This is a genomic window from Pauljensenia sp. 20925_1_25 (genome assembly GCF_041433955.1).
Classification (GTDB): domain Bacteria; phylum Actinomycetota; class Actinomycetes; order Actinomycetales; family Actinomycetaceae; genus Pauljensenia.
In genome coordinates, this window is the sequence record NZ_JAPWCL010000025.1 from 1 (window position 1) to 14,320 (window position 14,320).

Genomic DNA, 14,320 nt, shown 5'->3' on the forward strand with positions numbered 1-14,320 from the left:
AAAACCGACGGCGGTGTTACGGGCGGCCAGCGCGATGACGACGCCGATTGAGCCGGGACCCGCGATGAGGGGCAGCGCCATGGGAGAGAAGGAGACGTCCGCCTTGGCTGTCGCGTGCTGAGCCTCCTCGTGGGTGGCGCGGCGCTTGTTTTCCAGCATCGAGAAACCCGAGTGAGCGACGACCAGGCCACCGGCAATTTGTAGGGAGGGCAGGTCGAAGCCGAAGAAACGCATGATGAGCGAGCCGCTGACAGCAAAAACCGTGAGGATCGCAAAGACATAGATGCCGGTCTTCCACGCCTGGGAGCGCACCGCCGCCGGGTCGTCGGCGGCGGTCAGGCCCGCGAAGGCGGCGAGGCCTCCGATCGGGTTGGTGATCGGAGCGAGCGCCAGGATCGTCGCTGAGATTCCTGCGAGAACGGTCGTCATGGGGGCAATCCTACAGGGTGGCGTGTTGGCGCGAGTGAGCGGTCTGCTCAGACGCGGCGGGCCCCGAAAATGGCCGTTCCCAGGCGCACGATGGTCGCCCCTTCGGCGATGGCCCACTCGAGGTCCCGGCTCATGCCCATCGACAGCGCCAGCTCGGCCTCTTCGATGCTCAGGCGCACTGCCGCCTCGTCCCTGATGTCGCGCAGCTGCGCGTAGGCGGTGCGCACGTCGGCTTCGACGGGGGAGTTCAGGCCCACCGTCATGAAGCCCGCGAGCTGGAGGTGAGCCGAGGCCTCGACCGCATCGATAAGCTGCGCGACGTCGGCGGGCGCGCACCCGTGCTTGGTGGCCTCGCCCGACACGTTCACCTCGATGAAGATGGGGAAGGGGCCGGTGGCGCGCGCGTCGATCTTCGCAGCCAAGGCGGGGGAGTCCAGCGACTCGATTGCATCCACGCAGGCCAGTGCGTGATTGATCTTGTTGGACTGGAGAGGACCGATCAGGTGGAGGCGGGCACCGGGCACCTCGCGGATCGCGTCCACCGTCGCGCGCGCCTCCTGTACCCGGTTGTGGCCCAGCAGGATCGGCAGCCCCGCCTCGGCGAGGGCAGTAGCGGCGGCGCGGCACTCCTCGGGTGTGCGTGTCTTGACCGCCAGCTCCAACGTCACGGAATCGGTGCGGCCACACGCGGAGGTGGCGCGGTCGATGCGGTCGCGGGCGGCATCGATGGCCTCGGGAATACTCATGGCCTCATGGTACGCGGGCGCGGCTTTCGGGGTTCAATCAGGGGCGTCTCAGGGCTGGCAGGGGCCTGCCCCGTGGCACACTAGAATGTTCGCGACACACGGAAAGGACAAACAAAAACAATGCGTACCCTGCTCAACATCATCTGGTTTTTCTTCGGAGGACTCCCGCTCTTCCTCGGATATGTGATGGCGGGCATCATCTCCTGCATTTTCATCGTGACGATCCCTGCGGGCGTGGCCTGCTTCCGCATCGCCGGTTACGTGCTGTGGCCTTTCGGCAAGCGCGTCGTCGACAAGCCGAACGCGGGTGCTGGCTCGGCCCTCATGAACATCGTGTGGTTCCTTGTCGCGGGCCTGTGGCTCGTCATCGGGCACATCACGACCGCTGCCGCGCAGGCCGTCACGATCGTCGGCATCCCGCTGGCTATCGCCAACCTCAAGATGATTCCGATCACCTGCTTCCCCTTCGGTAAGGTCGTCATCGACGACCCGACTGCGTCCATCCTCTGACGCGTCCTACACTGGGGTCATGGCTCGTAAACACAGCAAGGACCACGGCGGTGGCCCCACCCGCGCCATCGAGGCGCTCACGGCGGCTGGCGTTGCTTTTACCATCCACGAGTACGAGCACGACCCGGCCGCCCGGGCGTTCGGTGAGGAAACAGTCGAGAAACTGGGTATCGACCCCACGCAGGCCTTCAAGACGCTCATGGTGCGCCTGGAACCCACCGGCGAGTTCGTCGTCGGCTGCGTGCCAGCCCTGGCTCACCTGTCCATGAAGCTGATCGCCAAAGCCGCCGGTGCCAAGAGCGCCGCCATGGCCGATCCGGCCGTCGCGCAGCGCCGCACTGGCTACGTCGTGGGCGGCATCAGCCCGCTCGGGCAGACGACCTCGCACCGGCTGTTCATTGATTCGGCGTGCCTGGACCACGAGACCATGATTGTCTCTGGCGGGCGCCGAGGCCTCAGCGTCGAGCTGAGTCCCCTGGATCTCGTCGAACTGACGAACGCGGAGGTCACGGACCTCGCGCAGGTCTGACCCCGGCCTCGTCCGGTTTCCGTCCGGCCCCCGGACGGAGGGGGAATGCGGGGGCGAGCTGTCACGTTGTTTTACTCGGCGGAAAGCTGTATGCGTCAAAATAGGCCCTACGGTAGATTCGCCTGGTATCCACGGACCGCCGGCCCGTCCCGACACGAAAGTGCCCCGCATGACAGCTCACAAGCCCCTCGCCCTCACCGCCGCGACCATCGCTGCCGCCATGGCGCTCGCGGCCTGCTCGAGCGGTGCCTCCACCGATCCCAACACCATCGAGATCGGATCACTCTACGAACCCGTCAACCTCTCCAACATCGCAGGTGGCGGCCAGGGCGTCACCGAGGCGCTCAACGGTAATGTCTACGAGGGTCTGTTTTCCCTCGCCGACGACGGCACGATTCAGCCGCAGCTGGCCACCTCCTACGACGTGAGCGAGGATGGCCTGACCTACACCTTCCACCTGCGCGATGGCGTGACCTTCTCCGACGGCTCTTCCTTCGACGCGGCCGACGCCGTTCACTCGATCAACCGCGTCCTGGCCGACGACTCCCAGTCCGCGCGCAAGTCACAGCTGGCCGTCATCAACTCGGTCGAGGCCACCGATCCCCAGACGCTGATCGTGACGCTCTCGCAGCGCTCGATCTCCCTGCCCTACAACCTGTCCTACCTGTGGATGGTTCCCGAGGGCTTCGACTCGCAGACCGAGACCGACGGCACCGGCCCCTACACGCTGGACACGTGGACGAAGGGATCGACCCTGGCGCTTAAGGCCCGCGACGGCTACTGGGGCGAGGTCCCCAAGAACGACGCGGTCACGTTCCACTACTACACGGACGCCACCGCGATGACGAACGCCTTGAGCGCGGGCGACATCGATATCATTACCTCCCTGCAGTCCCCGGACGCGTTGGCCACGTTCCGGGGCAACTCCGACTTCGTGGTCTCCGAAGGCACCTCCACCACGAAGGAACTGCTCGCCTTCAACGACGCGCAGGCCCCCTTCAATGACGCGCGCGTGCGCCAGGCCATCTACTCGGCCATCGACCGCGAGAAGCTCCTCGAGTCCATCTGGGGCGACGCGGGTCAGCTGATCGGCTCGATGGTTCCTCCGTCGGACCCGTGGTACGAGGACCTGACCTCCGTCAACCCCTACGATCCCGAGCGCTCGAAGTCGCTGCTGGCCGAGGCCGGGGCTGAGGGCCTGAGCTTCACGCTCGACACGCCCTCCTACGACCCGCACCCCACGGTCGCAGAATTCCTCAAGTCCGAGCTGGCCAAGGTGGGCGTGACCGTCACGATCAACACGATCACCGCCGACGAGTGGTACTCGAAGGTCTACAAGGAGCACGATTTCCAGGCGACCCTCCAGGAGCACGTCAACACGCGCGACGTCGTGTGGTACGGCAACCCGACGTTCTACTGGGGTTACAACAACGAGGCCGTGACCGCCTTGATCGACGAGGCAGAGCAGGCCTCCACCGAGGACGAGCAGACCGAGAAGCTGCGCGCCGCTAACGAGCAGATCGCGGCGGACGCGGCCAGCGCCTGGCTCTACCTCTACCCGCAGATCGTCGTCGCGCGTTCCAACGTGTCGGGCTACGGCGTGAACGGCCTGAATTCGCAGTTTGTCGTCTCGGGCATCTCCAAGAACTGATGACTCGGTACCTGCTGCGGCGCACCGGGCTGCTGATCCTCACCGGATCGGCAGCCCTCGTGGCGATTTTCGTTCTCCTGCGTCTCCTGCCGGGCGATCCGGCGAATGCGCTTGCGTCGGGCACGGCCACCCCCGAGCAGATCGAGGCGGCCCGCCGCCAGGTGGGTTCGGACCTGCCGTGGTGGAGCCAGTTTGGTGAGTGGGCCTCGTCGCTGCTGCGCGGCGACCTGGGTACCTCGTTCACGTCGGGTTTGAGCGTGAACGATCAGATTGCCTCGCGCATGGCGGTGACGCTGCCGCTGACCCTGGCGGCCTTCGGGATTTCGCTGATCCTGGCGATTGTGCTGGGGTACGTGGCCGCGCGGGCGCGCCGCTCCTGGGTGGGAACGGTGATCTCCGCTCTCGCGCAGCTGGGTATCGCCGTGCCCGTGTTCTGGATCGGCATGCTCCTGGTCCTGGTCTTCGCGGTGAACCTGCACTGGCTGCCCGCCTCGGGTTTCCCCGCGCGCGGGTGGACGAACGCCGCGCAGGCGGTGCGTGCCCTCGTCCTGCCGACGCTGACGATCGTCTTAGTGTCCACGGCCTCGCTGACGCGCTACACGCGCAGCGCCGCCCTGGACGTCCTCGATGCTCCGTTCCTGCAGTTCGCGCGCTCCCTGGGCGAGTCGCGTGGCGAGGCGATGGTGCGCCACGGCTTGCGCGTCGCCTCGATCCCGGTCATCTCCATCGCCGGTATCGAGCTGGCGACCACGTTCATCGGTGCGGTCGTCGTCGAGCAGGTCTTTGCTCTTCCCGGCCTTGGCTCGATGCTGACGACGGCTATCGCCCAGCACGACTACCCATCGATTCAGGGGGTTCTCCTCGTGTCGACGACCCTCGTCCTCGTCATCGGTTTCGCCGCGGACGTCCTGCAGCGCGTCATTGACCCGCGCCTGCGCTCGTCCCTGAGCGCGGGAGGCCGCCCGTGAATGCCCGCCGCATCCCGCTGTCTCTCGTCGTCGGCGCGCTCCTGGTGGGCGTGCTCGCGCTCATCGCCCTCGTCTCTCTCGTGTGGCTTCCGTACCCGATTGAGGACACGAGCGGCGGACGCCTCGAAGGCTTCTCTCCTGAACACCTCCTGGGCACGGACCGCCTGGGCCACGACCTGGCCTCGCGCATGATGGTGGGCGCGCGCATCGCCCTCATCGTCGGCCTCGGAGCCGTCGCTGTCGCCGCCCTCATCGGCGTGAGCGTCGGCCTGGCCATCGCGCTGGCCCGCCCGTGGGTGGACGACGTGGCCTCGGCCCTGCTCGACGTGCTCATCGCCTTCCCGACGCTGCTCCTCGCGATGCTCATCGTCGCGGGCTTCGGTGCCTCCCTGGCCACGGTCACCGTCGCAATCGGCGTGGCCGCCTCGGCCGTCGTCGCGCGCCTGACGCGCATCCTGGCTCGGCGAGTCCTCGCCGAGCAGTACGTGCTGGCCGCCCGCACCTCCGGCGTGTCCACGTGGGGGATCCTCACCCGCCACGTCCTGCCTAACATCTGGCCGACCCTGGCCACGAACCTGGCCGTCACCATGGGTGGTGCCGTCCTCGCCGAGGCCGGGCTGTCCTATCTGGGTCTGGGTGCGCCCCCGCCGAACGCCTCCTGGGGCCGCCTCCTGCAAGACGCGCAGGCCACCTTCACGACGCAGCCGCTGGGCGCCATCGCCCCGGGCGTCGCGATCGTCGCCTTCGTCCTGGGAGCCAACCTCGCGGCCGACGGCCTGCGTTCCCTCATCGACCCCACCCAGGGAGGTGCGAAGTGAGCCTGTCCATCACTGACCTGAACGTGTGGATCGGGGACGCGCACATCCTGCGCGGCATCACCCTGGAGGTGCCCGACGGCCAGCACGTCGGCATCATCGGATCCTCCGGCTCGGGCAAGTCGATGCTGTCCCTGGCGATCATGGGACTGCTGCCTGAAGGCGCGCGCGTGGAGGGCTCGATCCGCTGGGGCGACCGCGAGCTCGTGGGTGCCTCCGAGCGGGTGCTACGCTCGCTGCGCGGCTCGCAGATCGCCATGATGTTCCAGGACCCCGCGACCTCTCTCGACCCGCTCATGCGGCTCGGCAAGCAGATCGCGCTGCCGCTGCGCCGCCACCGCGGTCTGCGAGGCACCGCCCTGCGTGAGGCCATCGACCGCGCACTCGCCGAAGTCGCCCTGCCCGACCCCACGCGCATCGCCCGGTCCTTCCCCTACGAGGTCTCGGGCGGCCAGCGTCAGCGCGTCGCCCTGGCCATGACGCTCGCCGCCTCGCCCTCCCTGCTCATCGCCGACGAGCCCACGACCGCGCTTGACGTCACCGTCCAGCGCACCGTCCTGGACCTGCTCGACGAGGTCACCCGCGAGCGAGGCGTGAGCCTCCTGTTCATCAGCCACGACCTGCCCGTCGTCGCACGCATGGCCGACCGCGTCATCGTCGTGGACGCCGGCCGTATCACCGACGACGTGCCCGTCGAGGTCATCCGCACCGCGCCGGACACGCTCTCCGACTCGGCACGCTCCATCGCGTCCGCCGCGCGCGCACTCGACTCCGTATTCGAGCGCATCGGCGCCGTCCGCCCCGACTCCCAGCCCGGCCACGCGCCCCACGAGGCGGGGGAGCGCGAGGGGGAGCCTGCCTCGTCGACCGACAACGAAGGGAACGCCCATGAGTGAGCCAATCCTGAGCGCCCGAGGCGTGTCCTTCCGCTACCCGGGCAGCGACGCTGGCCTGGACGACGTCAGCGTCGAGGTGCGTGCGGGCGAGTCCGTTGCGCTCGTTGGCGAGTCGGGCAGCGGCAAGACGACGCTTGCCCGCGTGCTTCTCGGGCTTCTCGCGCCGAGCGCGGGTGAGGTGCTGCTGGACGGCGAGGTCGTCCGCGCCTCCTCGAAGTCATCGATGCGGACGCTGCGCCGCAGCGTCCAGACGGTCTTCCAGGACCCGTTCTCTTCCCTGGATCCGCGCATGACAATCGGCGCGTCCATCGCCGAACCACTGCACGCCCTGGGGGTTTCGCGCGGTGAGGCGGCTCGTGCCCGCGTGCGCGAGGTCCTCACCGACGTGGGCATCGACCCGGCGCGCGCGGGGGAGTACCCCGGATCGTTCTCGGGTGGCCAGCGCCAGCGCATCGCGATTGCCCGCGCGCTCGCCCCCGCCCCGCGCGTCCTCATCGCCGACGAGCCGGTCTCCGCGCTCGACATGTCCACGCGCGCCTCCGTCATGGACCTGCTGGGGTCGATCACGCGCGAGCGCGGCATGGCCCTCGTGCTCGTGTCTCACGACCTGGCGACCGTCGCTTCCACGTGCGACCGGATCGCCGTCATGCAGCAGGGCTGCATCGTCGAGGCCGGGGACACTCGGCAGATCATGTCCGCCCCGCGCGAGTCCTACACGCGCGCACTGATTGAGGCCGTGCCGCGTTTGTAGCGTCAAACGCTGGGTTTTACAGTGGAGAAGGAACACACAGCTCACGTGAGCGCGGAAAAACGAGGAGACTGTGATCGTGTCTGCAGATCTGCGGTACAACGAAGAAACTGAGGCGGCCATGCGCGAGGCTCGCGACATTGCTGCTGGGCGTCTCTCTGCGGCGCGCTATGGCTCTGCGGCGGAAGCGTTTGGGGAGAACGATGACAACCGACATGACTGAACTGAGCCGCCGTGGGCGGGCCGCCTACTGGGTGGTTGCCGCCCTCGCCTGGGCGGGCGTTGCCGCCACCCTCATCATTACGGCTTTCGACGGATATGCGCCGCCCACCTACCATGAAGAGGGGCTCTTCGCGGGCGCCGCCCACGGCTGGGCGGGCGCGCCCGAGCGCCTTATCAACTGCCTGTCCTACTTCACTGAGCTGTCCAACATCATGGTCGCGATCATCTCGACCCTCCTCGCGCGCCGAGGCCGCGTCGGAACATGGGGGAGGGCCACGCACCTGTGCGCCCTCATGATGATCACGGTGACCGCCATCGTTTATGCGACCCTGATTGGCCCCTACGAAACGCTGTCCGGCTTCGCGCTCGTCACCAACCCGCTGCAGCACATCGTCGTCCCGGCTGCCTTTGTGGGCGCGGCCGCGCTCGCGGGGCCGCGCGGTGGCATCACGTGGGCGACGCTGGGGCGCGCTCTGCTGATCCCGGTGGCGTGGGTGGCATACACGCTCGTGCGAGGCTCCTTCACGCACCAGTACCCCTACTGCTTCGTGAACGTGTGGCGCATCGGCTACGCGCAGGTCGCCATCAACATTGTGGCGATCCTGATCGGCGCCCTGGTCTTCATGGCGCTCTTCGCGGGCGCGGACTGGGTGATCCGCAAGGCGTCGCGGCGCTGACGGTCTGTGCATTTCCCGGACACGGTCTCGTCAGAGGCCGCTAGAGTGAGGCCATGAGCTGTGAACCCGGGCTTGTTCCTGAACTTGCCGTCACTGATTACGAGGCATCGCGCCGTTTTTGGTGTGACCTCGTCGGTTTTTCCCTCCGCTACGAGCGGCCCGAAGAAGGATTCGGCTACCTCGTCCTGGGTAACGCGCACCTGATGCTCGACCAGATCGACCGCGGGAGGACGTGGGCAACCGGTCCTCTTGAGCTGCCGCTTGGCCGCGGGATCAACCTTGAGGTTCAGATCGAAGACCTGGACAGTGCATGGCACCGCATCACCGAGGCAGGGTGGCCGATCTTCGTCGAACCCGAAGAGAAGTGGTATCGGGCGGGAGATATTGAAATCGGCGTCCGCCAGTTCCTAGTCCAGGATCCCGACGGCTACCTGCTGCGCCTCCAGCAAGAAATCGGCGAGAGACCCGCTCTGCGAGGATAACTCGGATGGCTGGGACCACGGCCACCCGTGTTGCTTCCTCCCGACTCATCCGAATCGCTACAACGACGACGCTGTGGTGCCCCTCGAATTTGGACGAACCTAGCGCGCCCCGACCGTGACCGTGGCCAGGGCAACCCGCCCAGCCTCGTCCGAGGCGGGCACGTCCACGAGGGCGACGATGCGCCAGTCCATGTCCTCCTCCGAGTCGAACAGGGTCTGCGTGGCCAGCCAGAACGTGCCGGCCGCAGCCTGATCGACCGCGTCCGCGATCGCCTCGATGCGCGCGGCCTGGGCGCGCTCGAAATCAGAGGAAACCACAGCGGGGGCCAGCTCCAGCACGTCCTCGCGAGTCGGGGCCTCGTTCAAGGAGCACAGCGACAGGGCGCGCGCACGCTGGTCGATGCCGATCCACTCGTGCTCCGCCCAGTAGCGCTCGAGCACCGCGTCCCACTCGTCCTCGCCCCACGGTGCGACCACCGGGGTGCGCGAGGCCTCGTCCAGGCGCGCCAAGGCTTCGACGTTGTCGCGGCTCATCGCTTCCACGCGCTCGAACAGGGCACCACGGATCGCCGTGCGGAACGCGTGACGGTTCGCGCTGAACGGAACGGTCCCGTCCTCCCGCGCGCCAAACGCCAGCTCCGCACCCTCCGTGCCGTCACCCTCGGACGCGGGGGAGAAGGCCTGACCCGTGGACATGGCCTCCCACTCGTCCAGCAGCGAGGAGTCGACCGCGCGGATCAACGCCGACAACCAGGCAATAATCGACCGCAGCTCGTCCGTCATCAGCTCGTCGGGCACGATCTGGCGCAGCGCGCGGTACGCGTCCGTCAAGTAACGCAACACGATGCCCTCGGAGCGGCCCACGTCGTAGCGACCCACGATCCCCGTGAACGTCAGCGCGTTCTCGATCATCTCGCGCACAACCGACTTCGGTGAAATCTCCTGATCCTCGATCCACGGGTTCGCGTGCAGGTACACCGCGAACGCATCCCCCAGCAGATCGGCCAGCGGGCGCGGCCACGTGACCTCTTCCAGCGCGGCCATGCGCTCGTCGTACTCCATGCCCTGCGCCTTCATCGCGGCCACAGCCTCGGCGCGCGCCGCCTTCTCCTGCGCGAACAGGAGCGGGCGTGGATCCTCCAGGACCGACTCGATGACCGAGACGACGTCCAGGGCGAAGGTCGGGGAGTCCGGGTCCAGCAACTCGAGGGCCGCCAGCGCGAAGGGGGAGAGCGGCTGGTTGAGCGCGAAGTCATCCGGCAGGTCGGTGGCCGCTCGTAGGCGAGGCTCACCCGACGCCGAGGCCTCGGCAGAAGACACGTGCTCAACGACGCCCGCCTGCTTCATCGACGTGTAGATCTCACCCAGGCGGCGCAGGTGCGGGTTGCGATCCGTGGGCGGATCGTCGCTGTTGCGCGCCAGCCACACGAGGTGCTCGCCCGGGTCGCGCCCGGCCGCGGGTGCCCCGGCCAGCACGTTGAGGACCATCGCGTGCGTCATCTCAAAACGGCTCGTGAGCTGCTCGGGGGCGGCGTCCACCAGGCGCTCGAACGTCGAGCGCGTCCAAGAGATCTCGCCCGCGCCCGGGCCCTTGCGCTTCTTCGCGGACTTCTTCGCGGCCCGCTTGGCCTCGCGTGCGTCGCGTGCGGCCTCCTGAGCGGCGCTCAGGCGTGCGCGCTCACGGGCGGCGTCGACCTCGTGCTCGGGTGCCAGGACGCGCACGAAACCAACCGTGTCGAAGCCGGCTCGGCCCGCGCGGCCCGCGATCTGGTGGAACTCGCGCGCGCTCACGTGGCGCATGCGCCGCCCGTCGTACTTGACGAGTGACGTCATGAGCACCGTGCGGATCGGCACGTTGATGCCCACGCCCAGGGTGTCCGTGCCGCACACGATTGGCAGCAGGCCCGCCTGCGTGAGGCGCTCGACGAGGCGGCGGTAGCGAGGCAGCATGCCCGCGTGGTGCACGCCGATGCCCTGCGCGAGCAGCGACTTGAGGGTCTGCCCGAAGCCCTTCGTAAACGACACGCCCGCCAGCTGCGCGGCGATCGCCTTCTTCTGCTCGGGCGAAATCAGCGAGGAACGGTCGAAAGATTGCGCGGTGGCCACCGCGTCGCGCTGGGAGAAATGCACGATGTAGACGGGCCAACGGCCCTCGCCCAGCAGCCGCTCCACCGTGTCGGGCAGACGATCCACGACGTACTCGAACTCGAGGGGCACCGGGCGTTCCGCGTCGTCGATAAGGGACACGTCGCGCCCGGTGCGTTCCTTCCACGCGCGCTCGAAACGCGTCGTGTCGCCCAGCGTCGCGCTCATCGCCACCACCTGCGGGGTCCGCAGCTCCAGGAGCGGCACCTGCCACGCCCAGCCGCGCTGACGATCCCCGTAGAAGTGGAACTCGTCCATGACGATCATGTCCGCGTCCAGCGTGGGGCCCTCGCGCAGCGACTGATTCGCCAGGATCTCGGCCGTGCAGCAGATGATGGGCGCGTCGGCATTCAGCGAGACATCGCCGGTCACCATGCCGACGTTGTCCGCGCCGAACAGGGACACCAGGTCAAAAAACTTCTCCGACACCAGGGCCTTAAGCGGCGCCGTGTAGTACGAGCGGCCCCCGTGCGCCATCGACGTGAAGTGCGCGGCGAGCGCGATCATTGACTTACCCGAACCCGTGGGGGTTGCCGCGATGACGTGGTTGCCCGCCAGGATCTCGACCAGGGCCTCCTCCTGGTGGGGGTAGAGCGGACGCCCGGTGCCCTCGGCCCAGGACACGAAGGCCTCGTACAGGGCGTCGTCGTCGCCCAGCCGCCCCTCGTCCTCCAGGTCGTCCAGGATCTCGTTCAAAGTCGCGCTCATACCCCCATTGTCCCAGACCCCGCCCTCGTCTGCGTCCCCGCACCGCCGGGCCCTTCCCACAGCTCATCGACGAGGCCGGGGCCGGTCAGGCGCACGAGTGCGGCCGTGCGCGTGGCGAGACGTCGCCTGCCGGGCGCGAAGCCCTGTGGCAAGATGAACGGGTCCCATACAACGCGCGGGTTCGACCTGCGAAGTGCGCGAGGCCCCGCGACGTAACCACGGCCTCGTCGATAGACACCCCGGGAGGTTCCTGTGGAACAATTCGCCCTGCTTGAAAAGGCCATCGCCGACTGGATCACGTTGAACGTGACGATTTACGTCCTGATCGGGGTAGGCCTGTTCCTGACGGCCCGTTCCCTTTTCGTGCAGGTGCGCCTTTTCCCGGAGATGATCCGCACTGTCCTGGGGTCGCGCAAAGGTGCCGACGGCGGCATCTCGTCCTTCCAAGCTTTCGCGATTTCGTTGGCCGCGCGCGTGGGTATCGGCAACGTGTTCGGCGTGGCCGCCGCCCTCCTCATGGGTGGTCCCGGCGCGATCTTCTGGATGTGGGTCGTTGCCTTGGTCGGTATGGGCACCGCATTCTTCGAGGCGACGCTCGCCCAGATCTTCAAGGTCAAGCACTCCGACGGCTCCTTCCGTGGCGGCCCCGCCTACTACATGAAGCGCGGCATGAAAAACCGCGTGCTGGCCAATATCTTCGCCGTCATCACCGTCGTGACCTGCGGTATCGTCATCACCTCCGTGCAGTCCAACGCCATCGCGGGCACGCTGACCAGCGCCTTCGGCGAGGCCGCTAAGCAGCCCCTCCAGGGGGCCGGTGGCTTCTCGGCCGCGCAGCTGACGATCGCTGGCCTGATTTTCGTCTTCTCCGCGATGGTCATCTTCGGCGGTATCCGCACTGTCGCGCGCGTCACTGAGTGGATGGCCCCGATCATGGCGACGATCTACGTCATCATGGTCGCGATCATCTGCCTGATGAACCTCTCGCAGTTCGGCAGCGTGCTCGGCCAGATTTTCACCTCCGCCTTCTCCGCCCAGGCGACGGTCGGTGGCCTGGGCGGCGGCATCGTCGCCGCGATGATCAACGGCACCAAGCGCGGCCTCTTCTCCAACGAGGCCGGCCAGGGTACCGCTCCCAACGCCGCCGCGACCGCGACCGTGTCGCACCCGGTGCGCCAGGGCCTCATCCAGTCCCTGGGCGTCTTCATCGACACCATCGTCGTGTGCACCGCGACCGCCTTCGTCATCCTGCTCGCGGGCCCCGAGGTGTGGGGCGGCGACGGCGTGGATCCCTCGAACCTGACGACCCTGGCTGTCGCCAACGAGCTGGGTGCCTGGACGATCGTGCCCATGGCGATCCTGATCTTTGTCCTGGCCTACTCCTCGGTTATCGCGGCCTACGTCTACTCCGACACGAACATGTCCTTCGTGTTTGGCGACGCGCCCTGGGCGACCTGGACCGTGCGCGTCGTGTGTGTCGTGTCGGCCACTGTCGGCGCGCTGCTGAGCCTGGACGTCGTGTGGAATGCCGTCGACATCGCGATGGCGGTCATGACGATCACCAACTTGGTCGCCCTCATCTTCCTGTCGCGTTGGGTCGTTGGCGCGCTCAAGGACTACCAGGCGCAGCGCAAGGCTGGCATCGAGGATCCCGTCTTCGTCGGCCACAACAACCCGCTCCTGCCGCGCGATGTCCCGGGCAACGTCTGGAAACGCCCCAAGAACAAGAAGCACTGACAGAAAGAAAATCGGGTCCGCGGGGCACACTTTGTGCCTCACGCACCCGACGCCTCTCCGAGTCCGGCACGCCCCTCGCGTGCCGGACTCGCGTCGTTCCCGCCTCCGTTCCCCGGCCTCGTCTACCTCCTATCCTCGCCGAGGCCTCGAAACCGTCGGCGCTTCACCCGACGCTGGGCTGCTCGCGGGTTAGGCTACTGCCATGAGAATCGCACGTTTTTCCGATGGAACGAACCCGGTCTATGGTGCCCTCGAGGAGGGATCGAAGCGGATTGTCGGCCTCAAGGGCGACCCGCTGTTCTCGCCGGTGGAGCCTTCCGGCCAGATCTACGAGCTGGACGAGGTCCGGCTGCTCTCCCCGGTGATCCCGCGCTCGAAGGTCGTGGGCATCGGAAACAACTACTCGGATACGCCGATTCCGGCCGACGAGCGCCCCGAGCCGCCGATGTTCCTGAAGGCCAACACCTCGGTGATCGGACCCGACGACCCGATTGCGATCCCCGCGTGGTCGGATGACGTGGCTTTCGAGGGCGAACTCGCTATCGTCATCAAGTCCCTGGCCAAGGACGTGAGTGCCTCGGACGCGCCTCAGGTGGTTCTCGGCTACACGGTCGCCAACGACGTTACCGCTCGCGATGCGATGACGGGCGGGCCCTGGGCGCGCGGCAAGTCCTTCGACACCTCCTGCCCGCTGGGTCCGTGGATCACGGTCGACCCCACTCTTGACGTCACGAATCTGGCGATCCGCTCCTACCTAAATGGGGAGAAGGCGCAGGACAGCTCGACCGCACACATGATCTGGAACCCCTTCGAGCTGGTTTCCTACGTGTCCCACCAGATGACGCTGCTGCCCGGCGACGTCATCGTGACGGGTGCCCCTGCGGGCTGCGGGCGCGTGGATGCGGGTGACCGCGTGGAGATCGAGATTGAGGGGATTGGGAGCCTCATGAATCCCGTCGTCCGAGCATGAACGTGTGACCTGTGTGATAGGATTACGTCGTTCTGACAATATCTCCGTCACATAGGAGCACACCGTGAGCGAACCGCAGTCATCGGG

The 14,320-nt window shown here is 67.3% G+C and carries 15 protein-coding genes; 12 read left to right on the top strand and 3 right to left on the bottom strand.

Features of this window, described 5'->3' with window-relative positions:
• A partial coding sequence (locus tag O3932_RS09380) for a MarC family protein (RefSeq protein WP_371537979.1) occupies positions 1-429 on the bottom strand: 429 nt, incomplete at its 3' end.
• 47 nt (positions 430-476) lie between these two features.
• Positions 477-1,175, bottom strand: coding sequence for a YggS family pyridoxal phosphate-dependent enzyme (locus tag O3932_RS09385; protein ID WP_371537982.1), 699 nt, complete (start codon positions 1,173-1,175; stop codon positions 477-479).
• A gap of 120 nt (positions 1,176-1,295) precedes the next feature.
• Between O3932_RS09385 and O3932_RS09390 the strand changes: the two genes are divergently transcribed.
• From O3932_RS09390 to O3932_RS09435, 10 genes are all read left to right on the top strand, one after another.
• The gene (locus O3932_RS09390) at positions 1,296-1,685 is read left to right on the top strand and encodes a YccF domain-containing protein (RefSeq protein ID WP_009647395.1); all 390 of its coding nucleotides are present in this window, start codon (positions 1,296-1,298) and stop codon (positions 1,683-1,685) included.
• 19 nt (positions 1,686-1,704) lie between these two features.
• Positions 1,705-2,214, top strand: a complete 510-nt coding sequence (gene ybaK, locus O3932_RS09395) for a Cys-tRNA(Pro) deacylase (protein ID WP_291450869.1) — start codon at positions 1,705-1,707, stop codon at positions 2,212-2,214.
• Between the two features lie 169 nt (positions 2,215-2,383).
• Positions 2,384-3,865, top strand: a complete 1,482-nt coding sequence (locus O3932_RS09400) for an ABC transporter substrate-binding protein (protein ID WP_371537985.1) — start codon at positions 2,384-2,386, stop codon at positions 3,863-3,865.
• Entirely contained in the window at positions 3,865-4,833 is a 969-nt protein-coding gene (locus O3932_RS09405) for an ABC transporter permease (RefSeq protein WP_371537988.1), read from the top strand. The genes O3932_RS09400 and O3932_RS09405 overlap by 1 nt, the downstream gene beginning before the upstream one ends.
• On the top strand, positions 4,830-5,651 hold the full coding sequence (locus tag O3932_RS09410; protein WP_371537990.1) for an ABC transporter permease: 822 nt from the start codon (positions 4,830-4,832) through the stop codon (positions 5,649-5,651). The genes O3932_RS09405 and O3932_RS09410 overlap by 4 nt, the downstream gene beginning before the upstream one ends.
• Positions 5,648-6,544, top strand: coding sequence for an ABC transporter ATP-binding protein (locus O3932_RS09415; RefSeq protein ID WP_371537993.1), 897 nt, complete (start codon positions 5,648-5,650; stop codon positions 6,542-6,544). Before O3932_RS09410 ends, O3932_RS09415 begins: the two co-directional genes overlap by 4 nt.
• Positions 6,537-7,295 carry an ABC transporter ATP-binding protein gene (locus tag O3932_RS09420; protein ID WP_371537995.1) on the top strand — a complete coding sequence of 253 codons (759 nt, stop codon included), beginning with the start codon at positions 6,537-6,539 and terminating at the stop codon, positions 7,293-7,295. Before O3932_RS09415 ends, O3932_RS09420 begins: the two co-directional genes overlap by 8 nt.
• 76 nt (positions 7,296-7,371) lie before the next feature.
• Positions 7,372-7,515, top strand: a complete 144-nt coding sequence (locus O3932_RS09425) for a hypothetical protein (RefSeq protein WP_371537998.1) — start codon at positions 7,372-7,374, stop codon at positions 7,513-7,515.
• Complete coding sequence (locus O3932_RS09430; protein ID WP_371538001.1) at positions 7,508-8,191, top strand: Pr6Pr family membrane protein; 684 nt, start codon at positions 7,508-7,510, stop codon at positions 8,189-8,191. Before O3932_RS09425 ends, O3932_RS09430 begins: the two co-directional genes overlap by 8 nt.
• Before the next feature lie 53 nt (positions 8,192-8,244).
• Positions 8,245-8,673, top strand: coding sequence for a bleomycin resistance protein (locus O3932_RS09435; protein WP_371538004.1), 429 nt, complete (start codon positions 8,245-8,247; stop codon positions 8,671-8,673).
• A 99-nt stretch (positions 8,674-8,772) separates the two neighbouring features.
• Here O3932_RS09435 and O3932_RS09440 read toward each other — a convergent pair whose 3' ends face one another.
• The gene (locus tag O3932_RS09440; protein WP_371538007.1) at positions 8,773-11,526 is read right to left on the bottom strand and encodes a DEAD/DEAH box helicase; all 2,754 of its coding nucleotides are present in this window, start codon (positions 11,524-11,526) and stop codon (positions 8,773-8,775) included.
• A 252-nt stretch (positions 11,527-11,778) separates the two neighbouring features.
• Here O3932_RS09440 and O3932_RS09445 point away from each other — a divergent pair, with 252 nt between their 5' ends.
• Complete coding sequence (locus tag O3932_RS09445) at positions 11,779-13,263, top strand: alanine/glycine:cation symporter family protein (protein ID WP_371538010.1); 1,485 nt, start codon at positions 11,779-11,781, stop codon at positions 13,261-13,263.
• 202 nt (positions 13,264-13,465) lie between these two features.
• Positions 13,466-14,233 carry a fumarylacetoacetate hydrolase family protein gene (locus O3932_RS09450; RefSeq protein WP_371538012.1) on the top strand — a complete coding sequence of 256 codons (768 nt, stop codon included), beginning with the start codon at positions 13,466-13,468 and terminating at the stop codon, positions 14,231-14,233.
• Positions 14,234-14,320: the final 87 nt, after the last annotated feature.

Coding starts and splice junctions, on each gene's coding strand:
- O3932_RS09420 (WP_371537995.1), top strand. CDS start 6,537: ATGAGTGAGCCAATCCTGAGCGCCCGAGGCGTGTCCTTCCGCTACCCG.
- O3932_RS09400 (WP_371537985.1), top strand. CDS start 2,384: ATGACAGCTCACAAGCCCCTCGCCCTCACCGCCGCGACCATCGCTGCC.
- O3932_RS09390 (WP_009647395.1), top strand. CDS start 1,296: ATGCGTACCCTGCTCAACATCATCTGGTTTTTCTTCGGAGGACTCCCG.
- O3932_RS09440 (WP_371538007.1), bottom strand. CDS start 11,526: ATGAGCGCGACTTTGAACGAGATCCTGGACGACCTGGAGGACGAGGGG.
- ybaK (WP_291450869.1), top strand. CDS start 1,705: ATGGCTCGTAAACACAGCAAGGACCACGGCGGTGGCCCCACCCGCGCC.
- O3932_RS09435 (WP_371538004.1), top strand. CDS start 8,245: ATGAGCTGTGAACCCGGGCTTGTTCCTGAACTTGCCGTCACTGATTAC.
- O3932_RS09450 (WP_371538012.1), top strand. CDS start 13,466: ATGAGAATCGCACGTTTTTCCGATGGAACGAACCCGGTCTATGGTGCC.
- O3932_RS09430 (WP_371538001.1), top strand. CDS start 7,508: ATGACTGAACTGAGCCGCCGTGGGCGGGCCGCCTACTGGGTGGTTGCC.
- O3932_RS09385 (WP_371537982.1), bottom strand. CDS start 1,175: ATGAGTATTCCCGAGGCCATCGATGCCGCCCGCGACCGCATCGACCGC.
- O3932_RS09405 (WP_371537988.1), top strand. CDS start 3,865: ATGACTCGGTACCTGCTGCGGCGCACCGGGCTGCTGATCCTCACCGGA.